This is a genomic window from Halomonas sp. C10-5, from assembly GCF_057169305.1.
This window is the reverse complement of sequence record NZ_CP175665.1, coordinates 2,565,865-2,590,670: the sequence shown is the minus strand read 5'-3', so window position 1 is coordinate 2,590,670 and position 24,806 is coordinate 2,565,865. Positions and strand designations below refer to the sequence as shown.

The following is a 24,806-nucleotide window of genomic DNA, read 5'->3' as shown; positions in this document are numbered from 1 at the left end:
GGCGCTCAGCGCAGGGAGGTGAGTAGTCCCACCACGCTGACCAGGATCAGCACGGCACCCAGCACCCGGAAGTAGAGGTTGGCGCGGCTGCCCACCAGGTAGCGGTGGGCGCGCTCGCCGAGCAGGTGCCCCACCAGGGCGCAGGGCAGCAGCCACAGCTGGTGGATAAGTTGCAGGTCGACCCCGGCGATCAGGAAGGAGACCATCTTGATCAGCACCAGGATGAACCACAGCACGAAGAGCGTATCGCGTAGCTGGTGCGTGGCTACGTGGGTGGCGAATACCGCCACGATCAGGGGAGCGCCGATCAGCGAGGTGCCGCTGACGTAGCCGCCCAGCGCCAGCAGCAGGGCATCGACCCAGCGACTGTTGCTGCGAAAGGGCCTGTCCAGCACATAGCCCACCGCGTAGACCATGACGATCACGAAGATGATAGCGGTCATGATGTGGCCGGGCAGGGTCAGCAGGCCCACCACCCCGATCAGCTTGGGCACGATCATCACCTTCATGGCCCGCCACAGGTAGGCCCAGTCGATGTTGCCCTCGGCTGGCGGGCGGCCGCCGTTCTCGGCCACCAGCTGGCGATGGCCGTTCCAGGCGATCCAGCTGGAGAAGATCAGCAGCTGGATGGCGATGATCGGCAGGAACACCAGCGGCTGGTCGAGCACCAGCAGCAGGAAGGGCAGCGACAGCACCGCCCCGCCGAACCCCAGGCTGGTGCGCACGAAGCCGCTCCACACGAAGATCAGGGCGATTGCCAGATACTGCCAGGCCGCGAGCGCTTCCATCAGTCGCGCGCCCCGGGCAGCCGCGCGGTCAGGGCGAAGACGTGGTCATCCTCGACGTCGAGGGCGCGCAGCGCTGCCGCCAGGTTGACCAGGTAGTCGCGGTTGGGACCGCTGGGGCCGTGGGCGGTGGCGATCTGCGCGGCGATGGTGTCCAGCGGCGCATCGCCGAGGTAGGCGGCGTTGTCGGCGCCGGCCAGGTAGACCAGCCCCTCTGCGTGGTCGCCGGCGGCATCGTCGAAGCACAGGGTGGTCACCTCGCGCAGATAGCCATTCTTCTCGCGCACATCCAGCGGCGCCAGCACCTCGGGGGTGATGCGGTAGGCCATGCCGTGGCAGACCGCTCCGGGCTCGCGTACCAGGGTGACGACCCGACCGGGGGCCTCCGGGGTGCCGCGATGGTCGTGGGAGCCCTGCCAGAAGCGCCGCACCCAGCCGTGGATATGTGCCGGGCGGCGTTCGATATAGGGAAAGTCGGCCTTCCAGATCAGCGAGCCGTAGCCGAACAGCCAGATGGCGTCGTGGCCGGCGAAGTGGTTGCGCTGGCGATTCAGTTGGGTGGTGTCGTGGCTCATGGGTAGGGTCGTGGAGATCATTAGACGGAAAAGTGTCCATGATGCGCCGCCGCCGGCGCTATGTCGAAGGCACCTTCAGGCGCCGGGGCGTCCCCAGACCGCCTCCAGGGTCGAGAGGGCCTCGGCGATCACTGGCTCCTCCTCGCGCCCCCGGGGCCACAGGAAGCAGAGCGCGCAGGGCAGGTGGACCCCCTCGGCAAGCGCCAGGCCGCGCTCCTGGCGCTCGGTCATGGCCAGGGTATCCCGCGCCAGGCTCAACCCCACGCCGGCGCGCACCAGGTCGAGCATGCAGGCTTCCTGGTCGACACGCGCCACCCCACGCGGCGTGAGCCCCAGGGGGGCAAGCGCTCCCGCCAGCAGGCGGTGATGCACCGAGTCGGGCGGTGTGACGATCCACGGCAGGCCGGCCAGCCGGACCCAGTCCGCCCCGTCCAGGCGACTGCCCCAGCCCGCCGGGGCGATCACGCGATAGTCGAAGTGGGTCAGCTCGCGGTGGGCGATGGTGTCGGCCTGCTCACCGGGCCCCTCGCCCAGCGGCGCCAGGTAGAAACCGACATCGAGTTCGTCGCGGCCCAGGCGTGTCAGCACGCTGCCGCTCATGCCATGGTGCAGTTCGGTCTCCAGCTGCGGGGCGCGTTCCACCAGCCGGTGCAGGAAGGCCCCCAGGCGGATGAACTCGGGGTCGACGATGGTGCCGATGCGCAGTCGCCCGCGCAGGGTGCTGTGCAACGCCCGGGCCTGCTGCTCGAAGGCAGCCGCAGTGGCCAGCGCCTTCTCGGCGGCGGGCAGCAGCGCCTCGCCATCCTCGGTGAGGGCAAGCCCCTGGGGGCGGCGGCGGAAAAGGGTCAGCCCCATCTCCTGCTGGAGCTGCTTGAGCTTGAGGCTGATTGCTGGCTGGGTCAGGTGCAAACGCTCGGCGGCGCGGGAGACGCTGCCCTCGCGGGCCACGCTGACGAAGGCGCGCAGGGTCTGGAGGTCCACCATGGGGTGCTCCGGCTCGAGTGATATCAGTAAAACTTATACTGTGCTTTTGGATTTCTCAATTGATCCCGGCCGGCGGCGCGCTAGTCTGGAAGGGTTGCATCCCCTTGATACGGGCTCCCTGTCCCATCCCCCGGGGATACCCGCACGACAAGACGAGGCGAGACATGAGCACAGTCAGCATCCAGCATTATATCAACGGCCGAATTTCAGGCGGCGAGTCCGGCCGTACCCAGCCGGTCACCAACCCCGCCACCGGCGAGGTCACCGGCCAGGTGGCCCTGGCCAGCGCCGCCGATGTCGATGGCGCGGTGGCCGCCGCCGCGGCCGCCTTTCCGGCCTGGGCCGATACCCCGCCGATCCGCCGTGCACGGGTGCTGTTCAAGTTCCTCGAGTTGCTCAACGCCAACAAGGACGCCCTGGCCGAGGCGATCACCCGGGAGCACGGCAAGGTGTTCACCGACGCCCAGGGCGAGGTGGCCCGGGGCATCGATATCGTCGAGTTCGCCTGTGGTATCCCGCAGCTGCTCAAGGGCGACTACACCGAGCAGGTGAGCAGCGGCATCGACAACTGGACCATGCGCCAGCCGCTGGGCGTGGTGGCCGGCATCACCCCGTTCAACTTCCCGGCCATGGTGCCGATGTGGATGTTCCCGGTCGCCATCGCCACCGGCAACAGTTTCATCCTCAAGCCGAGCCCGCTCGACCCCAGCGCCTCGCTGATGATCGCCGACCTGCTCAAGCAGGCCGGGCTGCCGGATGGCGTGTTCAACGTGGTGCAGGGCGACAAGGAGAGCGTGGAAGCGCTGATCGACCACCCCGAGGTGCGTGCGCTCTCCTTCGTCGGCTCCACACCCATCGCCAACCTGATCTACGAGCGTGGCGCGCGCCATGGCAAGCGCGTCCAGGCCCTGGGCGGGGCCAAGAACCATATGGTGGTGATGCCCGACGCCAACTTCGACAAGGCGGTGGATGCGCTGATCGGCGCGGCCTATGGCTCCGCCGGCGAGCGCTGCATGGCGATTAGCGTGGCGGTGCTGGTGGGCGGCGTGGGCGATGAGCTGGTGCCGCGCCTGGCCGAGCGAGCACGTGCACTCAAGGTGAAGGATGGCATGCAGCTGGATGCCGAGATGGGCCCCATCGTCACTCGCCAGTCCCACGAGCGCATCACCGGTTACATCGCCAAGGGGGTGGAGGAGGGCGCCGAGCTGGTGGTCGACGGCCGCGAGTTCGACACCTCGGCTACCGGCGAAGGGTGCGCCGACGGCTTCTGGATGGGTGGCACCCTGTTCGACCACGTCACCCCGGAGATGACCATCTATCGGGAGGAGATCTTCGGTCCGGTGCTGGTCTGCGTGCGGGTGCCGGACGTGGCCACCGCCATCGAGCTGATCAACGCCCACGAGTTCGGCAACGGCGTGAGCTGCTTCACCGAGAGCGGCAGCGTGGCCCGCGAGTTTGGGCGGCGCATCCAGGTGGGCATGGTGGGTATCAATGTGCCGATTCCGGTGCCCATGGCCTGGCACGGCTTCGGCGGCTGGAAGCGCTCGCTGTTCGGCGACACCCACGCCTACGGCGAGGAGGGCGTACGCTTCTACACCAAGCAGAAGTCGATCATGCAGCGCTGGCCAGACTCCATCGATGCCGGTGCCGAGTTCGCCATGCCGACCCATAAGTAGGTCCGGCCACCCAATGCCCAGGCGAGAGGCGCCGGGGGCAGCTTGAAGAGGGGGTCCTATGCCAAGGAAGGCATCGGTAGCACCCAGGGAGGGGTTCACAGCGCCCCCTCGCATAGCTGTCGCCGGGATAGCCTCGCGCAGAATGCGACGTGAGAGCACGCCATGGCGGAACAGGAATTCGACTATATCGTGGTGGGAGCCGGCACCGCCGGCTGCCTGCTGGCCAATCGCTTGAGCGCCGACCCGGCCAACCGGGTGCTGCTGATCGAGGCGGGCGGCCGCGACAACTACCACTGGATCCATATCCCGGTGGGCTACCTCTACTGCATCGACAACCCGCGTACCGACTGGCGGTTTCGCACCGAGCCGGACGACGGCCTCAACGGCCGCTCGTTGATCTACCCGCGGGGCAAGACCCTGGGCGGCTGTTCGAGCATCAATGGCATGCTCTACCTGCGCGGCCAGGCCCGCGACTATGACGGCTGGGCCGAGTTCACCGGGGAGCCCGAATGGCGCTGGGAGAACTGCCTGGCGGACTTCATGCGCCACGAGGACCATCATCGCCTGGATGAGGACGGTGATGCCGACCCCGAGCACGCCGCCTTCCATGGCCACGGTGGCGAGTGGCGGGTGGAGAAACAGCGCCTCAAGTGGCAGGTGCTCGACGACTTCGCCACCGCGGCTGTGGAGGCCGGCATCCCGCGCACGCGAGACTTCAACCGCGGCGACAACGAGGGAGTCGACTACTTCGAGGTCAACCAGCGTCGTGGCTTCCGCTGGAACACCAGCAAGGCCTTCCTGCGCGGGGCCGAGAAGCGTGACAACCTGACTTTGTGGCACTCCACCCAGGTGCTGGGGCTGGAGGTCGCCGACGAGGGCGGCGAGCCCAGGGCGAGTGGGGTGCGCGTGTTGAGCGGTGGAAAGGAGTCGCTGGCTCGCGCCGGGCGCGAGGTGATCCTGGCCGCCGGGGCGATCGGCTCGCCCCAGCTGCTGCAGCTCTCGGGTATCGGCCCGGCCGGGTTGCTGGCCGAGCACGAGATTCCGCTGGTGGTGGACCTGCCCGGGGTGGGCGAGAACCTGCAGGACCACCTGCAGATCCGCTCGGTCTACAAGGTCAAGGGGGCCAAGACGCTGAACACCATGGCCAACTCCCTGGTGGGCAAGGCGATGATCGGTCTGGAGTACCTGCTCAAGCGCTCCGGCCCCATGAGCATGGCGCCCTCCCAGCTGTGCGCCTTCACCCGCAGCAGCGAAGAGTTCACCCATCCCAATATCGAGTATCACGTGCAGCCGCTGAGTCTCCCGGCGTTCGGGCAGCCGCTGCACGACTTCCCGGCGATCACCGCCAGCGTCTGCAACCTCAACCCCACCAGCCGCGGCTCGGTGCGCATCAAGAGCGCCGACCCGCGCCAGGCGCCGGCCATCGCACCCAACTACCTGAGCACACCCGAGGATCGCAAGGTGGCAGCGGATTCGCTGCGCGTCACCCGGCGCATCGCCTCCCAGCCAGCCTTCGCCAGGTACTCCCCCGAGGAGTTCAAGCCGGGGCTCGAGTACCAGAGTGACGACGACCTGGCGCGGCTGGCCGGTGATATCGGCACCACGATCTTCCACCCGGTGGGCACGGCCAGGATGGGGCGTGACGACGATCCCATGGCGGTGGTGGATCCTCACCTGCGGGTGCGCGGCGTGACGGGGCTGCGAGTGGTGGATGCCAGCGTGATGCCCACCATCACCAGCGGGAATACCAACTCGCCGACGCTGATGATCGCCGAGAAGGCGGCCCGCTGGATCCTGGCCGGGGAGTGAGCCGTGTCACTTTCCGGTCACGCGAGGCAAATAGTGTTTGACGTGCGCCCGCCGAGGGCGCATGCTGCGCGCAGTTGGTTAGCAAGTCGTAACACCCCAGGTAGGCATCGAACGCTCTAGCGCCTCGATTTTCCCGGGAACGTTTCTTGTTTTACCCACTGCAACTCGGGTATTACCCGGCAAAATCAAAACGCTATTAGAGGAATTCGATAATGGCTACCGGTACCGTCAAGTGGTTCAATGACACCAAGGGCTACGGCTTCATCTCTCCGGACGACAACGGTGACGACCTGTTCGCGCACTTCTCCGAGATCCAGGCCGACGGCTTCAAGACCCTGCAGGACGGCCAGAAGGTCTCCTTCGAGGTCACTCAGGGCAAGAAGGGCCTCCAGGCCTCCAACATCAAGCTCATCGACTGAACGTCGATCGATCATGATGTGACTGCCCTGCAGTCGATGAAAGGCTCGCCACGGCGGGCCTTTCTGCTGTCTGGATCCCTGGCCCCGATGGCCAGCCTCGGCGCATTGCGCTAGGGTGATGCCCTTTCCCCGCTGGAGACGAATTCCCATGAGCGAACCCGGTGAGCTGATCATCGACCCCAAGGGCAACAAGCCCGCCGACGCCTGCGTGTTCATCCTCCATGGCCTGGGCGCCGATGGTCGCGACTTCGAGCCGCTGATACCGGCTCTGTCGCTGCCGGGCGATGCCAGCGTGCGCTTCATCCTGCCCCATGCGCCGCGTCTGCCGGTGACCATCAACGGCGGCATGGTGATGCCCGCCTGGTATGACATCAAGGAGATGAGCCTCGACCGTCGTGTCGACGAGGCGCAGCTGCTGGCCTCGGCCCAGCGTATCCAGGCGCTGGTTCGCGAGCAGATCGGTCTCGGCATCGACAGTCGCCGGATCATCCTGGCCGGCTTCTCCCAGGGCGGTGCTGTGGCCTACCAGACCGCACTCTCCTTCGACCAGCCTCTGGGCGGCTTGCTGGCGCTCTCCACCTACTTCGCCACCGCCGAGAGCATCGAGCTGGCCGAGGCCAACCGCGAGCTGCCCATCGAGGTGCACCACGGCAGCTTCGACCCGGTGGTACCCGAGGCGCTGGGCAAGGCGGGCTTCGAGACGGTCAAGCGCCTGGGCTACCCGGCCCACTATCGCCAGTATCCCATGGCGCATGCGGTCTGCCCCCAGCAGGTGGCGGACATCGGCCACTGGCTGGGCAAGCGCCTGGCGCGCTGAGGCGCCGGTAAGGATCGCCACGGGCGTCGCCGAAGGTCGCCTCGACAGCCTCGTCGCCTGCGGGCAGGATATCTGCCACGATTTTCTTGCCTGCAGGATTGATACCATGAGCGCTTCCCCCTATGCCAACCTCCCCGATGCCCAGGGCTACTTTGGCCGCTTCGGTGGCCAGCTGATTCCCCCCGAGCTCAAGGCGGTGATGGACGAGATCGACGCCGCCTACGAGGCGATCTGCGTCCGCGATGATTTCCGGCAGGAGCTGGCCGAGCTGTTCGCCGACTACGTGGGGCGTCCCAGCCCGATCTTCCATGCCCGACGGCTCTCCGAGAAGCTGGGCGGCGCCCAGATCCACCTCAAGCGCGAGGACCTGAACCACACCGGCGCCCACAAGATCAATCACTGCCTGGGCGAGGCGCTGCTGGCCAAGTTCATGGGCAAGACCAAGGTGATCGCCGAGACCGGCGCCGGCCAGCACGGCGTGGCCCTGGCCACCGCCTGCGCACTGGTGGGCATCCCCTGCGAGATCCATATGGGGCAGGTGGATATCGAGAAGGAGCATCCCAACGTCACCAAGATGAAGATCCTGGGAGCCACCCTGATCCCGGTGACGCGTGGCACGGCGACCCTCAAGGATGCCGTGGACAGCGCCTTCGAGGAGTATCTCAAGGACCCGCAGCACTTCATCTACGCCATCGGCTCGGTGGTGGGGCCGCACCCCTTCCCGAAGATGGTGCGCGACTTCCAGTCGATCATCGGTCGCGAGGCGCGCGAGCAGTTCCTGGCGCGTCACGGCCGCCTGCCGGACCACGTCACCGCCTGCGTGGGTGGCGGCTCCAATGCCATGGGCATGTTCACCGCCTTCCTCGAGGACGAGAGCGTGCACCTGGTGGGCGTGGAGCCCGCCGGCGAGGGCCTCGACACCCAGCGCCACTCCGCGACCCTGACGCTCGGCAAGCCCGGCGAGCTCCACGGCATGGCCTGCTACGTGCTGGAGGACGAAGAGGGCAATCCCATGCCGGTGCACTCCATCGCCTCGGGCCTCGACTACCCGGGTGTGGGACCCCAGCACAGCTACCTCAAGGAGCAGGGCCGGGTGGACTACCAGAGCGCCAGCGACGACGAGTGCCTGGAGGCCTTCCTGACCCTGTCCCGGGTCGAGGGCATCATCCCGGCCCTGGAGAGCGCCCATGCCGTGGCCTGGGCGATGCGCGTGGCACCGACCCTGCCGGCCGACCAGCATATCCTGGTCAACCTGTCCGGCCGCGGTGACAAGGACGCCGACTACGTGGCGGGCCGTCTGGGCCTCTAGCCGCATACCCACCCGGTTGTCGTCCGACGCCACCTGCTGACTCGTGGCGTCGGGTGCCAGGGCCGCCGGCAGAGCCGAGGGGTGTGTCCCGGGGCGAACTGGGGTAGGGTGGCATAAGGGTCCGGAGAGGCCCACCTACCGCACAGGGAACCTCGGGGTGAGGAGATGGCAGCACTCAGGGAGAGATGGCAACGCTGGTGGCGTGGCGGGTCGGCTGAAGAGCCGAGCCTCGACGCGCTGTTCCTGGAGCACTACCCCGGCACCGTGATGCTCCTCGACGACCAGGGCGTGGTGCGCCGGGTCAATCCCGCCTTCGAACGCCATGCCGGCCATCCGCCCGAGCAGCTGCTGGGCAGGCGCGCGGTGACGCTCGATATCGACCCGCTGCGCGGTGACTTCGCCCGGGCCCTGGAGCAGTGCGTGGCCACCCTGCGGCCCTGGCAGGGCCTGCTGCTGTGCCGCCGTGCCGACGGCTCCCTGCGTCACCAGACCACCATGATCCAGCCGCTGCAGCGCGATGATGGGCCTCTGCGGCTGCTGGTGATGCAGTATGACGTGACCGGCATGCGCGAGCGCGAGCTGCGCGACCGTCAACTGCTGGGGCGCCTGGAGGGCACCGTCTCGCGGGTGCCCGGTGCGCTGTTCCGGCTGCGCCAGGGCGGAGACGGCCGCCTCGAGTTCCTCTATCTCAGCCCGGCCCTGCGCTCGCTCTTCGGGCTGGCGCCGGAGCAGTGCATGGATGACCCCGCGGCCCTGCTCGGCCGGCTGCCCGGCGACGACCGCCAGCGCTTCGAGGCCAGCCTGGCCCAGTCTGCGGTATCCCTTGCCCCCTGGCAGCTGGAGTTTCGGCTCTCGCTGCCCGAGGGGTTGCGCTGGATCGAGGCCCGCGCCACGCCCCTGGCGCGGGGCCAGGGTGATCTGATGTGGGATGGGCTGCTCATCGACATCGATGAGCGCAAGCAGATCGAGCAGCGTGTCCAGCGGCTGGTGGGAACCGACATGCTGACCGGGGCCCTCAACCGTCGCGCCTTTCTCGAGCAAGGCGAGGCGGCCCTGGCGCGTGCCGTTCGCCGCGGCGAGTCGCTGTCGCTGGCCATGCTCGACCTCGATCACTTCAAGGCCTTGAACGATACCTACGGCCATGCCGTGGGCGACCTGGCCCTGCAGGCTTTCGCCACCACCTGCCGTGAATCCCTGCGGCCCTACGACCTCTTCGCGCGCATCGGTGGTGAGGAGTTCGTGGTGGTGCTGGTGGACAGCCGGCCCGAGGAAGCCTGGAGTGTGCTGGAGCGCCTGCGGCAGGCGGTTGCCGCCATCGAACTGGAGTCGGAGGGAGCGACGGTGCGCTTCACCGTCAGCCTGGGCCTTGCGGTGCTCGGGGGCGAGGGCACGCTGGAGTCGGGGCTCGCCCAGGCGGATCGCGCGCTCTACTGTGCCAAGCGGGCCGGGCGCAATCGGGTGTGTGGTCCCGAGGCGCTCGTCCAGAAACCGAATCCCGGAGCTTCGTGAGGAGAGCGGGCTGGCATTTCACTCCGTACCTCGTCACGATCATGACACTCTACCCAAGCACAAGGAGTACATCAGCATGTCCGGACTCTCCGAAGACTTTCGCCTGCCGGTGGCCTGCCCGGGCTGCGGCAGCCACCTGATGCGGGTCTCCCAGGTGAAGAACCCCGACGACGTGGTGCACTGCGCCTCCTGCGGCAAGGCGATCTGCTTGTGGCACGAGGCCCAGACGGTACTCAGGCAGGGGCCCGGCAGCGAGAGCGAGGCGCTGATCGAGGCCGCGGTCAACCGCCGCAGCTGAGTGGCGTCAGCCGCGATCCGCCAGCAGGAAGGCCGGCGCCGATGGCGCCGGCCTTCCGCGTTTCCGGCAGCTGTCCTCGGCTACAGCAGCTCCTCGCCGGCCAGCGCCAGGCGCGAGCGCTCGACGCTCTTGAGGGTGATGTGGCCGGCGTGGGGCCAGTCGCGGAAGCGTTGCACCAGCGCTGCCATGCCGCAGGTGTTGGCGGTGAGGTAGGGGGTGTCGATCTGGCCGACGTTGCCCAGGCAGACGATCTTGGTGTTGCGCCCGGCCCGGGTGACTAGCGACTTGAGCTGCTTGGGCGTGAAGTTCTGCGCCTCGTCGATGATCAGGAAGGTATCGTTCAAGGTCCGCCCGCGCATGAAGCCGGGAGCCCGGATCTGGACCCGGGCGCCGAGCAGCTGGCGGGTAGCGCCATTGTCCCAGCTGGACTCGCCGTCCTCATTGCGCAGCAGGTTGTCCATGTTGTCGTGGAAGGCCCCCATCCAGGGCGACATCTTCTCCTCCTCGGTGCCGGGCAGAAAGCCGATATCCTCGCTCATGGAGATGGGCGCCCGGGTGAAGACAATGCGCTCGAAACGCTTGCTGTCCAGGGTCTGCTGGAAGGCCGCGGCCAGCGTCATGAAGGTCTTGCCGGTGCCGGCGCTGCCGGCGATGGTGACCAGGTCGATATCGTCATCCATCAGCAGGTTGAAGGCGAAGTTCTGGTGGCAGTCGCTGGCGTGTACCCCCCACACGCTGGCGCCGTGACGATAGTTGCTGATCAGCTCCAGGCGGGCGCGCCGGTCGCTCACCTCACGCACGATGGCCTCGAAGCTGGCATCGCCGTCGGCGACCAGCATGCCGGGATGCCAGTCGGCGGGGATCTCGCCGGCCAGGTGATAGGTCACGCGGTGGTGGTCACGCTCGACCCTGACGTCCAGGGCGAGGCCATTCCACAGCTCGCTGCCGGCATCCGGGTAGACCCGCACCCCCTCCAGCATGGCGTCGCTGTCGGTGAAGGCGCGGTCGGTGAGGTAGTCCTCCACCGGCACGCCCAGGGCGGCGGCCTTGACGCGCAGGTTGATATCCTTGGTGATCAGGATCACCGAGGCGTCTTCGCGCTCGCGGCGCAGCCGGCAGGTCTCGGCGAGGATGCGGTTGTCGGGGCTGTCTTCCAGCGGTTCCAGTGTGGCGAGGTCGGGGTAGCAGAGCAGGCGCAGGCGACCCTCGGGGCCGGTGAGGCGCGGAATGGGAATGCCATCGCGAATCTGCTCGAGGCCGACGTCTGCGGTGAGGTCGGACAGGGTGCGGCTGACCTGGCGGGCGGTGCGGGCGATTTCGCGGATGCCGTTCTTGTGCTTGTCGAGCTCCTCGAGCACGGTCATGGGAATGACCACTTCATGCTCGTCGAACTGGTAGAGGGCGGCGGGGTCGTGCAGCAGCACGTTGGTGTCCAGCACGTACAGCCGGGTGGCCTTCTTGTCGATGCGTACCATCGGCGCAGCTCTCCTGATTGTCGCGAGAGGGACGTCATGTGACGCCCCGATGTCGACACTGTCAGCGCACGATGTCAGGAAGGTGACAGCGGCTGACGGCGTCAGTAGCGCTGGTAACTCCTCCTGTGGCCTTGGACAAACGGCGGGGAACAGGGTGCCCCGCTGGTTCGAGCATGGCCGGCGCCGCGAGGCGTAGCAAGACGAGAGGCTCGCGGGTGGTCAACGCAAGCCGCAAGGCTTATTCCGTATCTCGGTAGACGCTCTCCACATCCAGGGTGGAGTGGCTGCCCAGGGCCGCGAAGTGCTCGGCCAGCCACGCCTCGGCGGTGCTTCGGCCCGCGTCGCGCAGGTGGCAGAGGAAGGGCCACTCGGCATTCATCTTGCTCGAGATGGAGAGCTCACCGAGCACCTCGTCGCCGGCGATGCGGTGGAACAGGGCGCCGGCATAGCAGCCGATATCGACCCCGTGGTCGCCGAGCAGGCGCTGGAGCATGGCGATCATACGCACCTCCTTGATCAGCGAAGCATTGAAGGTGATTTCGTTGAGGCGGTTCATGATCGCCGCGGCGCTGGTGGGAAGTTCCTCGCGGTAGATGGGGTTGATCTGGACGATGACGATGTCCCGGGAGCCGCAGTGCTCCATCAGCGGCATCAGCGCCGGGTTGCCGGTGTAGCCGCCGTCCCAGTAGGCCTCGCCGTCGATCTCCACGGCATGGAACACCGTGGGCAGGCAGGCCGAGGCCATCACCGCGTCGACACTCATCTCCTCCCGGGCGAAGACCCGCTGCTTGCCGCTGCGCACGTTGGTGGCAGTGACGAAGAGTTTGAGATCGGGGCAGCGGCGCACCCGCTCGAAGTCGACCCGTTCGGCGACGATATCCCGAAGCGGATTGAGGTCGAAGGGGTTGAACTGGTAGGGCGAGACCAGCCGGCTCATCAGGTCCATGGCCACGTAGCCGGGCGAGTGGTCGAGGCTCCAGTTGCCGGTGAGCATGTCCAGCGGGCCGCGCCGGATGGGGCTGGCCATTCCGGCGCGGCTCACTGCCTGCCAGAAGTCATGCAGGGCCTGGCGGGCGGTGTCGCGGTCGCCGCGAGTCAGGGCGTCGGCCATCACCACGCCGTTCATGGCCCCGGCGCTGGTGCCGCTGATCCCTTCGATCTCGATGCGAGGGTCCTCCAGCAGGCGGTCCATCACGCCCCAGGTGAAGGCGCCGTGGGCGCCGCCGCCCTGCAGTGCCAGGTCGATCCGCTTGGTCTCGCTCATGCTCACCCTCGTTCGGTCGTCAGGCCATGGTGCTGCGACGCATCATGGCAGCTTCTCGCCGTCGAGGGAAAGCGGTTGCTACTGCATGGCGAGCTGCTGGCCCGGGTCGCGGTCGCAGTCGAGGTAGGCGGAGCTCGCCAGCCACTCGGGGTCGGGGTAGTAGGCGAACAGGTACTGCTCCTCCTTGAGGCTGTCGATCAGCGGTGTGGTGACCTCCTGGCGTACCGCCGGGCAGCCCAGGCTACGGCCCAGGCGACCGGTCTGCTCGATGAACGATTCGCTGACATAGTCGGCGCCGTGCATCACGATGGCGCGTTCATAGGCCAGGTGGTTGACGCCCGGCTCGAGGCCCTCGAGGCGCAGCGAATAGCCATTGCGTCCATAGTAGGTGTTCATGGTGCGGAACAGCCCCAGGCTCGACTGGTGGCTCTCCGGCGTGTTCGAGAAGCGCGAGGCCAGGGCATCGCCGGAGCCGCGACCGTGGGAGACCAGCTCCTCGAAGAGTAGGGCCTTGCGTCGCAGGTCGAATACCCACAGGCGCGGTTCGCTGGAGGGCAGCGAGTAGTCGATGACCGCCAGGCGCTCGGCATTCGGGTCGGCGCAGGAGAGGGCGCTGGCGGCCAGTGCCAGCACCTTGCGGCTGGCCGCCGGTGCCAGGCGGGTGAGGGTCTGCTCCAGGGGTTCACCCTCCAGCACCCTGGGGTGCAGGGCCTGGGCGAGGGTCGTGTCGGCGAGGACAGGCGCGCTGGCCATAAGCCCGGCCGCGCAGAGCAGCCAGGCGGGAAGGATCGATCGCATCATCGTTTTTGTCTCCTGGTTTCTCGCTATTATGTAGGGACGAGCCGGGATGGCCAAGTTAGCAATAGTCTGGGAAAGCCCTCCCCCATTCGGGCGTGGAAACAAGCTGGCAGTGCGATAGCGCTGCTGGATTTGCGGCATTGGGTCCGGCGGCATATGCTGTACATGCATTCATGCTTCGATGGCTCATCATGCTTAAGGCTACTAAGATACGCATCTACCCCACGACCGAGCAGGCGGAATTTTTGAATCGCCAGTTCGGCACGGTGCGCTTCGTCTATAACACCGGCCTTCGCATCATGTCGCATCGCTACCAGCGCCACGGGCAGTCGTTGAGCGCCAAGCACGACATCAAAAAGCTCTTGCCGGTAGCCAAGAAATCTCGCAAGTACGGGTGGCTGAAAGATGCTGACTCCATAGCTCTCCAGCAAGCGTGCCTCAACCTCGATCATGCCTTTCAGCGCTTCTTCGACCCTTCGCAGAAGGCCGGCTATCCACGTTTCAAGCGCAAGCGGGGCAAGCAGTCCAGCTATCATTGCGTCGGCGTCAAGGCTGGCGACGACTGGATCAAGGTGCCCAAGCTCGGGCCGATCAAGGCCAAGGTGCATCGTCAGGCCGAGGGCAGGCTGAAAAGCATCACCTTGACCCGAACGGTTACCGGCAAGCACTACGCCTCGCTGCTCTTTGAAACGGCTCGCGTCGCCACAGAACCGCTGATGGACGTTGACGCTGCCAAGGTCGTCGGACTCGACATGGGGTTGTCACACCTGGCGATTGATTCCACCGGACGCAAGATCGCCAACCCTCGCTTTCTCAAGCAAGCGCAGAAGAACCTCAAGCGCAAACAGCAGGCTCTGTCCCGCAAGAAGAAGGGCAGCGCTCGCCGAGCCAAGGCACGGCTACTCGTCGCCAAGGCTCACGAGCGGGTCGCCAATGCCCGTAACGACTTCCAGCACAAGCTCGCTCGACAGATCGTTGACGACAGCCAAGCGGTGATCGTCGAGACACTGAAGGTCCGCAACATGATGAAGAATGCCCGCCTTGCCAAGCACATTGGCGATGCGTCCTGGCATGCCTTGATCGCCAAGCTGGACTACAAGGCCAGGGAGCAGGGCAAGCATCTGGTCAAAATCGACCCGTGGTTTGCCAGCTCTAAGACCTGCCACATCTGTCACCACAAGATGGGCGCTATGCCACTGAGCGTCCGGTTGTGGGAGTGCCCCGCCTGCCATGCGTTCCACGACCGGGACATCAACGCGGCGCTGAACATCAAGCATCAAGGCATAATCCAGTTGAAGGCGGAAGGGCTGTCCGTCTCTGCCCATGGAGGCTTGCGTAAATCCGGCGTGTCGCCGGTTGTTGCCTGAGAAGTGGGAAGCCTTGCCCGATAGGGTGGGGAACAGTCACCAATAAACGATACTGGAGGCGAACATGCGGCGATCTGTCGCGATAGGCGCGATGATGTTGGGCATCATGCTGGTGTCCGGCATGGCCATGGCGCAGCAGTCGGCAGCGCAGGAACGCACCGTGACCGCGGTGGAGCAGGCCCTCGATCAGCGTGATGGAAGCCTGGAGGCGTTCTATGCGGTGCGAGATTATCAGGCCGCCTGGACCCGCGAGTCACGCGTCGAGGCGCTGGTCGAGGCGCTGAAGAAACTGGCCGAGGATGGCCTGGAGCCCACCGACTACGGCGCCGATCGCCTGCTGGCGGAGTTTCGCCAGGCCCAGGCCGGCGATGACATGGCCAGGGGGCGTTTCGATACCCGGGCGACCCGCGCCCTGCTCACGGCACTGCGCCACCTCCACCATGGCAAGGTCGACCCCAACAGCATCGATGCCGACTGGGAGGTACCCATCAACGCGCAGTTGCCCCCCATGGGGGCGATCGTGCGGGCGGTGGACGCGGGAGAGATCACGGCGCTGCTCGATTCGGTACGCCCTGCCTATGCCCCTTACCAGCGGCTGCAGCAGGGGCTGGCCCGCTATCGCCATATCCAGCGCCTGGGCGGCTGGCCGATGCTGCCCGAGGGCGGGCCGACCCTGCGCCTGGGCGAGGCGCACCCCGACGTGGCCATCCTGCGCGAACGCCTGGCCCGGGTCGGTGAACTGGAGGTAATGGCGGCGGATCCCTCGATCCTGCCGGCGGCTGACCTGGAGGCGCCGGATCCACGGCGTTTCGATGCCGATCTGGAAGCGGCGGTGAAGCGCTTTCAGGACCGCCACCTGCTGGAAACGGATGGTGTCGTCGGGCCCCGCACCCGGGCGGCCCTCAATGTGCCGGTGGGCAAGCGCGTCGACCAGATTCGCCTCAACCTGGAGCGTGCCCGCTGGCTGATGCATGGCCTGCCCGAGGCCTTCGTGCTGGTGGATATCGCCGGTTACCGGCTCAGCTACTTCCGCCCCAACGGTGAAGTATGGCGCTCGCGCATCGTGGTGGGCCAGCCCTATCGGCGCACGCCGTCGCTGCGCTCGGAGATTACCCACCTTACCGTCAACCCCACCTGGACGGTGCCGCCGACCATCCTGCGCGAGGACGTGATCCCCAAGGTGCGTCGCGATCCGGGCTACCTGGCGCGCCAGAACATGCAGGTACTGTCGCCCTCGGGGCAGCGCCTCAGCCCCGGCCAGGTCGACTGGTCGAACCCGGGCAACGTGATGATTCGCCAGGCCGCCGGCCCCGGCAACTCCCTGGGCCAGGTAGTGGTGCGCTTCCCCAACGACCACCTGGTCTACCTGCATGACACCCCGGCTCAGTCACTGTTCGCCCGCGAACAGCGGGCCTTCAGCTCGGGCTGCATTCGCGTGCAGGGGGTGCTGGAGTTCGCCCAGTTGCTGTTCGACGATACCGGCAGCGGTCATGACCTCCGCGCCCTGCTGAGGGACGGGCGCACCCGCGACGTGCCCCTGGCCGAGACGATGCCGGTGATCCTGCACTACTGGACGGTTCACCCGGACTCCGGCGGGCAGATGGTCTTCCGTCCGGATATCTACGAGCGCGACGCTGCCCTGCTGCGCGCGCTGGATCGCCCCTTGGCGCTTTAGTCACTCATAGCCCTTGGCCTGGAGGCGGAAGAGTCGCGCATAGCGGCTGTTGGCGGCCATCAGGCTCGCATGGTCGCCCTGCTCGAGGATCTCGCCGCCGTCGATCACCAGGATCTGGTCGGCGGCGCGCACCGTGGAGAAGCGGTGGGAGATCAGGATGGTCATCTTGCCCTGGCTGTGGTCGCGGAAGTCGGCATAGACCGCCGCCTCGGCGGCGGCATCCATGGCCGCGGTGGGCTCGTCGAGGACCAGGATATCGGCGCTCTCGCGCATATAGGCCCGCGACAGGGCGACCTTCTGCCACTGGCCGCCGGAGAGCTCCTGGCCCCCCTTGAACCAGCGTCCCAGCTGGGTGTGGTAGCCGCCCGGCATCTCGGCGATGAAGTCGTCGGCCAGGCCGCGGCGGGCCGCCTCGCGCCAGCGGGCCTCGTCCTCGAAGGCGGCCACGTCACCGGCGCCGAGGTTCTCGCCGACCTTCATCTGGTAGCGCACGAAGTCCTGGAAGATCACTCCGATGCGCCGGCGCAGCGCCTGGACGTCCCACTCGCGCAGGTCGTTGCCGTCGAGCAGGATGCGTCCCGTGCTCGGCTCATAGAGCCGGGTCAGCAGCTTGATCAGGGTGGTCTTGCCCGAGCCGTTGGCGCCCACCAGCGCCAGGCTCTCGCTGGGTCTGAGGTGCAGCGAGATGCCCGAGAGGGCGGGCGTCTCGGCTCCGGGGTAGGTGAAGCCCACGTTCTCGAAGCGGATGCCGTCCCCGGGGCGAGTGCCCGCGGTCAGGCTGCCCTCTTCCGGGGCCACTGGCTGCTCCAGGTACTCGTAGAGGTTCGAGAGGTAGAGGTTGTCCTCGTACATGCCGCTGATCGAGGTCAGGCTCGCCGAGAGTGCCGCCTGCCCCTGCTTGAAGACCATCAGGTACATGGTCATCTGACCTAGGCTCAGGGTGCCGGTGATGGTCTCCACCACCACCCAGGCGTAGGCGCCGTAGAAGGCGACGGTGCCTAGCAGGCCGAGCACGAAGCCCCAGCCCTCCCGACGCAGCGTGAGTCGGCGATCCTCGGCGTAGAGGGTGTCGAAGATCTTGCGGTAGCGGTCGAGCAGCAGCGGTTCCAGGCCGAACAGCTTGACCTCCTTGATGCTGTCCTCGCGGGCCAGCACCGTCTCCAGATACATCTGCATGCGGGTCTGGGGTGAGCGCCAGCGGAACAGCCGGAAGGCGTCGCCGGAGAACTTGGCCTCGGAGATGAATACCGGCAGGGCGCCGATCACCAGCACCAGCGGCGCCCAGGGCGAGAACTGCACCAGCAGCACCCCGAAGCTGATCAATGAGATGGCGTTCTGGGCCAGGGAGAAGGTCTTGTTGACCAGCCCCAGGGGGCGCACCGATGCCTCGCGGCGGGCCCGGGTAAGCTTGTCGTAGAACTCCGAATCCTCGAACTGGGCGAGGCTCAGGGTGCCGGCTTTCTCGAGGATCATCACGTTGACCTTCTGGCCGAGCAGGGCACGCAGCAGCGACTGCTGGGCGGAGAGCGCCCGCTGGGCCAGGGCGATGGCAGCGATCACGCCGGCCTCGGCCAGCACGTAGCGCAGCACCGGCCACCAGTCGGCCTCACCGGTGGCCTCGTGGTGCTCCATGGCGGCGACCACGGCGTCGACGATCAGCTGGCCGAGCCAGGCGGCTACCGCCGGCAGCACCCCGGCCACCAGGGTGGCAATCGCCAGGCCCACGGTGAGTGCCCGCGAGGTCTGCCACACAAGCACCATGGCGCGGCGGCTGTAGCGGAACACGCCGAGGAAGGCCGTCAGGCGGTTCTCGGGCGGCGGGGCAGGGCGGGGCGAACGCGTGTGGGGGGATGACACGGGGCTCTCCGGGGGCGGGGCACAATCGAGGCGCCCCGCACGATGGCGGGGCGCAGCGGAACAGCAGGGATGGGACGACGCGCGATCAGCCCTCGTCGGCCTCCTCGTCGGAATCCGTCTCGGCGGTGCTGGCCACCACCGGGCCGACCTCGCCGGACCTCAGGGTGGCGAGCAGCGGCTCTGCCTCACGCTGGAATGCCACCAGGCGGTCCCCCGCGAGACTCTTGTTCTCGGGCAGCTTGACCTGCATGGCGTCGACCTGGTTGTCGTTGACCAGTACCTCGTAGTGCAGGTGGGGCCCGGTGCTGCGGCCGGTGTTGCCGGAGAGGGCGATGCGCTGCCCCATGCTCACCCGCTCGCCGCGGCTGACCAGCGGCTTGGAAAGGTGCAGGTAGCGGGTGCGGTAGCCGTTGTCGTGGCGGATCACCACATAGCGGCCGGCCGCGTAGTGGCTGCGCACGGACTCGACCACGCCGTCCGAGGGAGCGGTGATCGGCGTTCCGATCGGCATGGCGAAATCGGTACCCTTGTGCGGGCTGACGCGCCCGGTCACCGGGTGCTTGCGGCGCGGGTTGAAGTTGGAGCTCAGCCGATAGCGTCCCTCGAATGGATAGCGGTTGAAGGCGGGGTCGAGGCTCTCGCCCTCCGGCGTATAGAAGTTGTTGTCGGCGCTGTTGCGGACCAGGGTCAGATCGGTGCGCTCGCCCTCGTACTGGACCGCCAGGATGCGCGGGTCGAAGCTCTCCCCGTCGATCACGTCGGACTCGACCAGCACCTGAAAACGATCGCCGCGACGGGTGTCGCGGCGGAAGTCGAGTTTCTTGCCCAGCACGTGGGTCAGGCGCGAGACCTCGGTGCTGGAGAGACCGGTGGCCTGGGCCGAGCGGGTGAAGCTGCCGCTGACGGTACCGGCGAACAGGCGCTGGGCGGCCTCGCCGGTGCGCTCGATGCTGGCGACTTCGAAGGCCTCGCCTTCGCGCTCGACGACGAAGCCGCTGCGGGCGTCGCGCATCATGCGCAGCGAGAGCAGGCTGCCATCCTCGTCCAGCTGGTAGTCGAGGCGAGTGCCGACCCGCCAGCGCTCGAGCATGTTCCTGTCGGGCAGCTGATCCAGCAAGGCCAGGACCTCGTTGTAGCCCAGGCCCAGGCGGTTCTGGGCCATCACCGCGAAGGCGTCGCCCGACTGTACCGTATAGGTCTCCCACTCCGGGACATAGGGCTCACGCGCGGCGATCTCCTGCTCGAGCAGCACCGGTCCGTCGTCGAGTATGCTCAGCTCGCCTTCGGGGATCTCCTCGTAGGAGGTGGCGTCCGCCACCAGGCTGCCATCATGGTCGAGCATGCCGCTGCCGATGGTGCCGATCACCGTGGCGATATGCACGGCACCGCGGTCGAGTCCGCCGGCATCCTGCGCCGCGATCTCGGTGGCGATGCGCACCGCGTGTTCGTCCAGGGTGTTGCTGGTCGGTGCCTGGGCCATCACCAGGGGCGTGTCGCCACCTGGGGTGGCGTCATCGGCGGGGCGGGCCAGCAGCGGAGGCGCGGTGCCTGCGCTGGCGGCACCGGCCTCATCGATGAGTTCGAGGTCGACTACCTCGCTGACCTTCAGCTGGGTGATGGGCACACGCTGGCGCGTGGCATCCAGTGCCTGGTTGGCCAGTTCGATGGCGTCACCCACGGGCCCGCGCTGAAGGCTCAGCGAGGGCAGGCGGGAGGTGGCGTCGGCGTCGAGGGGAATCACGACGGTTTCCAGCGACCGGGAGTCGCGCTGGACATCCTGATAGGTGGTGACGATCTTCTGTGCGCCCAGCACGGTGACCATGGTGGCGACCGGTAACAGCAATAGCTTGTGCGTGCGGGGCAGCGAATGGAGGACTCGCAGCATGGGTAAAGGCCAGTGAATATAGATAAAGGTAGAAAAAGGCTTCTGAACCTTAACCCATGGCGCGGGTGCTGCCTAGGCTGTATGCATACACAGCTGTGTCGCCCCGAGCAGCCAGCGTGCCGATCCGCAGGGTGGAAGAGGGTGGTGTGAACGCTGTTTTCTAAGTATCCATTGGAACGAAGCTGGCCGGAGATTGCAACCCCGGCCGGCAACCTTCGGTCGGTGCTCAGGCCGTACCGTCGGCGAAGCTGCCATCGCGATAGTCGCGTAGCGCCTGATCCAGCTCATGCTGGTGATTCATCACGAAGGGCCCGTAATGAGCGATGGGCTCGCCGTGGGGAGTGCCCGCCAGCAACAGGGCGTCGGCGCCCTCGGCGCTGGATAGCATGAGGCGGTTGCCGTTGCCCAGGCGCGCCAGCTGGCCGGCCGGTACCCGAGTCTCGCCGACCTCGAGTTCGCCCGCGAACACGTAGACCAGCAGGGTCGGGGCATCGACGCGCAGCGCAAGCTCGCTCACCGGCCCCAGGCGGACATGGGCCACGCCAGCCTGGCCGGCCAGGCCATCCAGCGGCCCCTCGATGGCCTCGCCATCGTCGCGCTGCCAGCGTCCCCCCAGGGCGGTCAGCTCGCTGCCTCGGGCGTCCGCGGCCAGGCGGCCCAGCCGCGGCATTTCGGTGGCGCGCACGTCACGATAGGTAGGGGCGCTCATCTTCTCGCTGGCGGCCAGGTTGATCCACAGCTGGAAGGCGTGCAGGCCCTGGCTGTCGGTGAGTGGCATCTCTGAATGGATGATGCCGCGGCCGGTGTGCATCCACTGGGCATCGCCGGCGCGGATGGTGCTGGAGTGTCCCAGGTGGTCCTCGTGGGTCAGGCCACCGTGGAGTACATAGGTCAGGGTCTGCATGCCGCGGTGGGGATGCGGCGGGAAGCCACCGATATAGTCGTCGGCCCGCTCTGAGCCAAGCTCATCGAGCATCAGGAAGGGGTCCAGGCCGCCGCCGAAGTCGTGGATGCGGCGGATCTTGACGCCGTCGCCGTCCTGGCTGGGCTGGCTCGGCTGCAGCTGCTGGACCTGGCGGAGTCGGGAGGAACTCATGGGGATTGCCTCGTGGTGATTGATGTCTCGCTGGTATTTTAGGTCGGTTTTTTCGAAACTTAAGCGCATAGTTTCGCTTTGTATGTTCGAGGAGTTCGAAATGTCCCGTGTCACCCTGGCCCAGTGGCAGATGTTGGCGGCGGTCGTCGATCACGGTGGTTTTGCGCGTGCCGCCGAGGCGATCCACAAGAGTCCCTCCACCCTCAACCATGCGGTGCACAAGCTGGAGGAGCAGCTCGGGGTGCGTGTCCTGGAGCCGGCCGGGCGCCAGGTGCGCCTGACCGAGGCGGGCGAGATGCTGCTGCGCCGCGCACGGCAGCTGATCGAGAGTGCAGCGGCGCTGGAAGAGGTGGCAGGCAGCCTCGCCGAGGGCCTCGAGGCCGAAGTGGTAGTGGCGGTGGACCAGGTGTTTCCCCCCGATGCCCTGGCCCGCGCCCTGGCCACCTTCTCCGCGGCCTATCCCCATGTGCGGGTACAGCTTCACGAGACGGTGCTCAACGGCGGCATCGAGATGCTCTACGACGGCCGGGCCGACCTGGTGATCTCGGGCCTCTCCGCCCAGGGGTTCCTGGGCGAACCGCTGGCCACCGTGCGTTTCGTGGCGGTTGCCCATTCGCAGCATCCGCTGCATCGGCTGGGGCGGCCGCTGGACCTGCGGGACCTGGTGCAGCACCGCCAGCTGGTGGTGCGCGACTCGGCGCTGCGGCAATCCATGGATGCCGGTTGGCTCAAGGCCGAGCAGCGCTGGACCCTGAGCCACCTGGAGACCTCCATCGACATGCTGGAGCGTGGCCTCGGCTTCGCCTGGCTGCCGGAGACGCGGATTCGCCAGGCACTCGATAGCGGGCGCCTCCAGCCGCTGCCGCTCACCGCCGGCGGTATCCGTGAGATCCCCGTGCAGCTGATCCATCGCGACCGCGACCGCGCCGGACCCGCGACCCGCTTCCTGGCCGGTGCCCTGACCACGGAGGTTCAGCGCGTTCCTGGCGAGATTGAATTCGATGCTATCGAATGAAAGCGCCCAGAATATGCGCTGAAGCGTCGATAGTTTCGCACTACGCTAGGGGAATACCGACCTATCGGCGGCGAAGGTCGCCCACCAGAGGAGGATCCCCATGGGCCTGTTGATCGACGGCAAGTGGCACGACCAGTGGTACGACACCGACAAGCACGGTGGCGAGTTCGTGCGCGAGTCCGCCCAGCTGCGTGACTGGATTACCCGTGACGGCGGCGCCGGCCCCGATGGCCAGCCGGGACTGCCCGCCGAGGCGGGGCGCTACCACCTCTATGTCTCCCTGGCCTGCCCCTGGGCCCACCGCGTGATGATCATGCGCAGGCTAAAGGGGCTTGATGGGCTTGTCGGCCTCTCCCACGTCAGTCCGCTGATGCTCGACCAGGGCTGGACCTACGAGGAGTCCGAGGGCTCGAGCGGCGACCCCGTCAACGGCGTGGCCTATCACCGCGAGCTCTATACCATGACCGATCCGCACTACACCGGCCGGGTCACGGTGCCGGCGCTGTGGGACAAGCAGGCAGGGCGGATCGTCAACAACGAGTCGGCCGAGCTGCTGCGCATGTTCAATGGCGCCTTCGACGAGCTCACCGGCAACCGCCTGGACTTCTATCCCGAGGACCTGCGCGAGACCATCGACGCGGTCAACGCCGATGTCTATGACCACATCAACAACGGCGTCTACAAGTCCGGTTTCGCCACCGAGCAGGCGGTATACGAGAAGCACGTGGTGGCGCTGTTCGCGGCGCTGGACCGCATGGAGGCACGCCTGGCCGAGCACCGCTACCTGGCAGGCGAGTGGCTCACCGAGGCGGATATTCGCCTGTTCACCACCCTGGTGCGCTTCGATACCGTCTATCACGGCCACTTTAAGTGCAACCTGCGGCGCATCGAGGACTACCCCAACCTCTCGAACTATCTGCGCGAGCTCTACCAGTGGCCGGGGGTGAAGGAGACAGTGGACTTCGACCATATCAAGCGCCACTACTACTACAGCCACGACACCATCAATCCCACGCGGATCGTGCCCCACGGCCCCATCCTCGAGCTTTCGCGCCCCCACGGCCGTGAGCGCCTGCCGGGGCAGGGTATCCGCGAGAAGGGGTGAGGCTGGTAGAATGCGCCCAACTTCATATCCAGATACGAGTCCCATGACCGACCAGATCCAGCGCTTCCTGTTCGACAACACCAACGTGCGCGGCGAGCTCGTCACCCTCGAGCAGGCCTATTCCGAGGTCCTCGATCGCCACGCCTATCCCCCGGCGGTGAATCACCTGCTCGGCGAACTGCTCGCCGCGGTGGCCCTGCTCACTGACACCGTCAAGCTCGACGGCACCCTGAGTATCGAGGTGCGCGGCAGCGGTGCCCTGGCCCTGCTGATGGCCGAATCCAACCCCGGCGGAGAGCTGCGCGCCATCGCCCGCATGGCCGAGGACGCGGCGATCCCCGGCGAGGAGGCCGGCTTCCGTGAACTGGTGGGCGAGGGACAGATCATGATCACCCTGGACCCCCGCGAGGGGCATCGCTATCAGGGCATCGTCGCCCTGGATCGCGATAGCCTGGCCGACTGTCTGGCCGACTACTTCGCCCAGTCCGAGCAGTTGCCCACCCGGCTGTGGCTGGCCGCCGATGGCCGACGCGCCGGCGGGCTGCTGCTGCAGCGCATGCCTGATGAGTCCCAGAACCAGGATCTCGACGCCTGGGAGCGCAGCGTGCACCTGGCGGCGACCGTCAAGGAGGAGGAGCTGCTGGGTCTTACCCCCAAGGAGCTGCTCCAGCGCCTCTACCACGAGGAGACGGTGCGAGTCTTCGAGCCCAAGGCGCTGCGTTTCGGCTGCACCTGCTCACGGGAGCGCATCGCCGATGCGCTGGTGACGCTGGGTGCCGAGGAACTGCGCGACGTGGTCGCGGAGCAGGGCGGCATCGAGACCCAGTGCCACTTCTGTCACACCCGCTACGCCTTCTCACCGGAGGAGGTCGAGGCGCTGCTGGCCGGTGCCAGCGAGCCGCCGGCGACCCTGCACTGAGCACCTGATCGCCAGTGCCGGGCCGGCTCAGCAGAGTCATCAGCCTGGTTACCGCCGCCGATATTGCGCTGCACAAGAATATCGGCGGCGAAATTCTTTCATGTTGTAGAAAAACTACATGAATTCCGCCTAAAAAGGGCGTTTCCCGCCCCGGTCCTTTTTGCCATAA

21 protein-coding genes are annotated in these 24,806 nt (G+C 67.0%); 12 read left to right on the top strand and 9 right to left on the bottom strand.

The genetic code is table 11. From position 1 onward, the window contains the following. Nucleotides 1-5: 5 nt before the first annotated feature. The 3 genes from ACJ7IV_RS12040 to ACJ7IV_RS12030 form a co-directional block, all read right to left on the bottom strand. Nucleotides 6-788 (bottom strand): TSUP family transporter, encoded by a 783-nt coding sequence (locus tag ACJ7IV_RS12040; RefSeq protein ID WP_483864594.1) that lies wholly within the window; start codon nucleotides 786-788, stop codon nucleotides 6-8. Next, the gene (locus ACJ7IV_RS12035; RefSeq protein ID WP_483864593.1) at nucleotides 788-1,360 is read right to left on the bottom strand and encodes a gamma-glutamylcyclotransferase; all 573 of its coding nucleotides are present in this window, start codon (nucleotides 1,358-1,360) and stop codon (nucleotides 788-790) included. The genes ACJ7IV_RS12040 and ACJ7IV_RS12035 overlap by 1 nt, the downstream gene beginning before the upstream one ends. A gap of 75 nt (nucleotides 1,361-1,435) precedes the next feature. After that, nucleotides 1,436-2,344, bottom strand: coding sequence for a LysR family transcriptional regulator (locus ACJ7IV_RS12030; protein WP_483864592.1), 909 nt, complete (start codon nucleotides 2,342-2,344; stop codon nucleotides 1,436-1,438). A 164-nt stretch (nucleotides 2,345-2,508) separates the two neighbouring features. On the opposite strand from ACJ7IV_RS12030, the gene ACJ7IV_RS12025 reads away from it, so the two are divergent. The 7 genes from ACJ7IV_RS12025 to ACJ7IV_RS11995 all read left to right on the top strand — a co-directional run bounded on the left by ACJ7IV_RS12025 (nucleotide 2,509) and on the right by ACJ7IV_RS11995 (nucleotide 10,181). After that, the gene (locus ACJ7IV_RS12025) at nucleotides 2,509-4,020 is read left to right on the top strand and encodes a CoA-acylating methylmalonate-semialdehyde dehydrogenase (RefSeq protein ID WP_483864591.1); all 1,512 of its coding nucleotides are present in this window, start codon (nucleotides 2,509-2,511) and stop codon (nucleotides 4,018-4,020) included. 162 nt (nucleotides 4,021-4,182) lie between these two features. Then, nucleotides 4,183-5,829 (top strand): GMC family oxidoreductase, encoded by a 1,647-nt coding sequence (locus ACJ7IV_RS12020; RefSeq protein WP_483864590.1) that lies wholly within the window; start codon nucleotides 4,183-4,185, stop codon nucleotides 5,827-5,829. A 212-nt stretch (nucleotides 5,830-6,041) separates the two neighbouring features. After that, a complete protein-coding gene (locus ACJ7IV_RS12015; RefSeq protein WP_213312394.1) occupies nucleotides 6,042-6,248 on the top strand; it encodes a cold-shock protein in 207 nt (68 codons plus the stop codon). 148 nt (nucleotides 6,249-6,396) lie between these two features. Beyond that, nucleotides 6,397-7,065 carry an alpha/beta hydrolase gene (locus ACJ7IV_RS12010; RefSeq protein WP_483864589.1) on the top strand — a complete coding sequence of 223 codons (669 nt, stop codon included), beginning with the start codon at nucleotides 6,397-6,399 and terminating at the stop codon, nucleotides 7,063-7,065. Between the two features lie 106 nt (nucleotides 7,066-7,171). After that, entirely contained in the window at nucleotides 7,172-8,374 is a 1,203-nt protein-coding gene (trpB, locus tag ACJ7IV_RS12005) for a tryptophan synthase subunit beta (protein ID WP_483864588.1), read from the top strand. Nucleotides 8,375-8,539: 165 nt separating this feature from the next. Beyond that, nucleotides 8,540-9,883 carry a sensor domain-containing diguanylate cyclase gene (locus ACJ7IV_RS12000; protein WP_483864587.1) on the top strand — a complete coding sequence of 448 codons (1,344 nt, stop codon included), beginning with the start codon at nucleotides 8,540-8,542 and terminating at the stop codon, nucleotides 9,881-9,883. Between the two features lie 76 nt (nucleotides 9,884-9,959). After that, nucleotides 9,960-10,181 (top strand): hypothetical protein, encoded by a 222-nt coding sequence (locus ACJ7IV_RS11995; RefSeq protein WP_483864586.1) that lies wholly within the window; start codon nucleotides 9,960-9,962, stop codon nucleotides 10,179-10,181. Nucleotides 10,182-10,261: 80 nt separating this feature from the next. Here ACJ7IV_RS11995 and ACJ7IV_RS11990 read toward each other — a convergent pair whose 3' ends face one another. From ACJ7IV_RS11990 to ACJ7IV_RS11980, 3 genes are all read right to left on the bottom strand, one after another. Further along, nucleotides 10,262-11,656 carry a PhoH family protein gene (locus tag ACJ7IV_RS11990; RefSeq protein WP_483864585.1) on the bottom strand — a complete coding sequence of 465 codons (1,395 nt, stop codon included), beginning with the start codon at nucleotides 11,654-11,656 and terminating at the stop codon, nucleotides 10,262-10,264. Nucleotides 11,657-11,894: 238 nt separating this feature from the next. Further along, nucleotides 11,895-12,920, bottom strand: coding sequence for a patatin-like phospholipase family protein (locus ACJ7IV_RS11985; RefSeq protein WP_483864584.1), 1,026 nt, complete (start codon nucleotides 12,918-12,920; stop codon nucleotides 11,895-11,897). 78 nt (nucleotides 12,921-12,998) lie between these two features. Continuing rightward, nucleotides 12,999-13,721, bottom strand: a complete 723-nt coding sequence (locus tag ACJ7IV_RS11980) for a murein L,D-transpeptidase catalytic domain family protein (RefSeq protein ID WP_483864583.1) — start codon at nucleotides 13,719-13,721, stop codon at nucleotides 12,999-13,001. A 188-nt stretch (nucleotides 13,722-13,909) separates the two neighbouring features. On the opposite strand from ACJ7IV_RS11980, the gene ACJ7IV_RS11975 reads away from it, so the two are divergent. Both ACJ7IV_RS11975 and ACJ7IV_RS11970 read left to right on the top strand, forming a co-directional pair. Beyond that, nucleotides 13,910-15,085 carry an RNA-guided endonuclease InsQ/TnpB family protein gene (locus ACJ7IV_RS11975; RefSeq protein ID WP_483864582.1) on the top strand — a complete coding sequence of 392 codons (1,176 nt, stop codon included), beginning with the start codon at nucleotides 13,910-13,912 and terminating at the stop codon, nucleotides 15,083-15,085. Between the two features lie 64 nt (nucleotides 15,086-15,149). Beyond that, nucleotides 15,150-16,760 (top strand): L,D-transpeptidase family protein, encoded by a 1,611-nt coding sequence (locus ACJ7IV_RS11970; protein ID WP_483864581.1) that lies wholly within the window; start codon nucleotides 15,150-15,152, stop codon nucleotides 16,758-16,760. Here ACJ7IV_RS11970 and ACJ7IV_RS11965 read toward each other — a convergent pair whose 3' ends face one another. The 3 genes from ACJ7IV_RS11965 to ACJ7IV_RS11955 all read right to left on the bottom strand — a co-directional run bounded on the left by ACJ7IV_RS11965 (nucleotide 16,761) and on the right by ACJ7IV_RS11955 (nucleotide 21,598). Then, the gene (locus tag ACJ7IV_RS11965) at nucleotides 16,761-18,617 is read right to left on the bottom strand and encodes an ABC transporter ATP-binding protein (protein ID WP_483864580.1); all 1,857 of its coding nucleotides are present in this window, start codon (nucleotides 18,615-18,617) and stop codon (nucleotides 16,761-16,763) included. An 85-nt stretch (nucleotides 18,618-18,702) separates the two neighbouring features. Further along, entirely contained in the window at nucleotides 18,703-20,502 is a 1,800-nt protein-coding gene (locus ACJ7IV_RS11960) for a peptidoglycan DD-metalloendopeptidase family protein (RefSeq protein WP_483864579.1), read from the bottom strand. 226 nt (nucleotides 20,503-20,728) lie between these two features. Beyond that, the gene (locus ACJ7IV_RS11955) at nucleotides 20,729-21,598 is read right to left on the bottom strand and encodes a pirin family protein (protein ID WP_483864578.1); all 870 of its coding nucleotides are present in this window, start codon (nucleotides 21,596-21,598) and stop codon (nucleotides 20,729-20,731) included. Nucleotides 21,599-21,698: 100 nt separating this feature from the next. Here ACJ7IV_RS11955 and ACJ7IV_RS11950 point away from each other — a divergent pair, with 100 nt between their 5' ends. The 3 genes from ACJ7IV_RS11950 to hslO all read left to right on the top strand — a co-directional run bounded on the left by ACJ7IV_RS11950 (nucleotide 21,699) and on the right by hslO (nucleotide 24,637). Further along, nucleotides 21,699-22,613 (top strand): LysR family transcriptional regulator, encoded by a 915-nt coding sequence (locus ACJ7IV_RS11950; RefSeq protein WP_483864577.1) that lies wholly within the window; start codon nucleotides 21,699-21,701, stop codon nucleotides 22,611-22,613. Nucleotides 22,614-22,713: 100 nt separating this feature from the next. Next, nucleotides 22,714-23,718 (top strand): glutathione S-transferase family protein, encoded by a 1,005-nt coding sequence (locus ACJ7IV_RS11945; RefSeq protein ID WP_483864576.1) that lies wholly within the window; start codon nucleotides 22,714-22,716, stop codon nucleotides 23,716-23,718. 43 nt (nucleotides 23,719-23,761) lie between these two features. Next, nucleotides 23,762-24,637: an Hsp33 family molecular chaperone HslO gene (gene hslO / locus ACJ7IV_RS11940; protein WP_483864575.1), complete on the top strand. Its 876-nt coding sequence runs from the start codon at nucleotides 23,762-23,764 to the stop codon at nucleotides 24,635-24,637. Nucleotides 24,638-24,806: the final 169 nt, after the last annotated feature.

Excerpts from the sequence above, each read along its gene's own strand:
- ACJ7IV_RS12030 (WP_483864592.1), bottom strand. The coding sequence starts at position 2,344 with ATGGTGGACCTCCAGACCCTGCGCGCCTTCGTCAGCGTGGCCCGCGAG.
- ACJ7IV_RS11970 (WP_483864581.1), top strand. The coding sequence starts at position 15,150 with ATGCGGCGATCTGTCGCGATAGGCGCGATGATGTTGGGCATCATGCTG.
- ACJ7IV_RS12020 (WP_483864590.1), top strand. The coding sequence starts at position 4,183 with ATGGCGGAACAGGAATTCGACTATATCGTGGTGGGAGCCGGCACCGCC.
- ACJ7IV_RS11950 (WP_483864577.1), top strand. The coding sequence starts at position 21,699 with ATGTCCCGTGTCACCCTGGCCCAGTGGCAGATGTTGGCGGCGGTCGTC.
- ACJ7IV_RS12010 (WP_483864589.1), top strand. The coding sequence starts at position 6,397 with ATGAGCGAACCCGGTGAGCTGATCATCGACCCCAAGGGCAACAAGCCC.
- ACJ7IV_RS12025 (WP_483864591.1), top strand. The coding sequence starts at position 2,509 with ATGAGCACAGTCAGCATCCAGCATTATATCAACGGCCGAATTTCAGGC.
- hslO (WP_483864575.1), top strand. The coding sequence starts at position 23,762 with ATGACCGACCAGATCCAGCGCTTCCTGTTCGACAACACCAACGTGCGC.
- ACJ7IV_RS11945 (WP_483864576.1), top strand. The coding sequence starts at position 22,714 with ATGGGCCTGTTGATCGACGGCAAGTGGCACGACCAGTGGTACGACACC.
- ACJ7IV_RS12040 (WP_483864594.1), bottom strand. The coding sequence starts at position 788 with ATGGAAGCGCTCGCGGCCTGGCAGTATCTGGCAATCGCCCTGATCTTC.
- ACJ7IV_RS11955 (WP_483864578.1), bottom strand. The coding sequence starts at position 21,598 with ATGAGTTCCTCCCGACTCCGCCAGGTCCAGCAGCTGCAGCCGAGCCAG.
- ACJ7IV_RS12035 (WP_483864593.1), bottom strand. The coding sequence starts at position 1,360 with ATGAGCCACGACACCACCCAACTGAATCGCCAGCGCAACCACTTCGCC.
- ACJ7IV_RS12015 (WP_213312394.1), top strand. The coding sequence starts at position 6,042 with ATGGCTACCGGTACCGTCAAGTGGTTCAATGACACCAAGGGCTACGGC.
- trpB (WP_483864588.1), top strand. The coding sequence starts at position 7,172 with ATGAGCGCTTCCCCCTATGCCAACCTCCCCGATGCCCAGGGCTACTTT.
- ACJ7IV_RS11975 (WP_483864582.1), top strand. The coding sequence starts at position 13,910 with ATGCTTAAGGCTACTAAGATACGCATCTACCCCACGACCGAGCAGGCG.
- ACJ7IV_RS11960 (WP_483864579.1), bottom strand. The coding sequence starts at position 20,502 with ATGCTGCGAGTCCTCCATTCGCTGCCCCGCACGCACAAGCTATTGCTG.
- ACJ7IV_RS11985 (WP_483864584.1), bottom strand. The coding sequence starts at position 12,920 with ATGAGCGAGACCAAGCGGATCGACCTGGCACTGCAGGGCGGCGGCGCC.
- ACJ7IV_RS11995 (WP_483864586.1), top strand. The coding sequence starts at position 9,960 with ATGTCCGGACTCTCCGAAGACTTTCGCCTGCCGGTGGCCTGCCCGGGC.
- ACJ7IV_RS11990 (WP_483864585.1), bottom strand. The coding sequence starts at position 11,656 with ATGGTACGCATCGACAAGAAGGCCACCCGGCTGTACGTGCTGGACACC.
- ACJ7IV_RS11980 (WP_483864583.1), bottom strand. The coding sequence starts at position 13,721 with ATGATGCGATCGATCCTTCCCGCCTGGCTGCTCTGCGCGGCCGGGCTT.
- ACJ7IV_RS12000 (WP_483864587.1), top strand. The coding sequence starts at position 8,540 with ATGGCAGCACTCAGGGAGAGATGGCAACGCTGGTGGCGTGGCGGGTCG.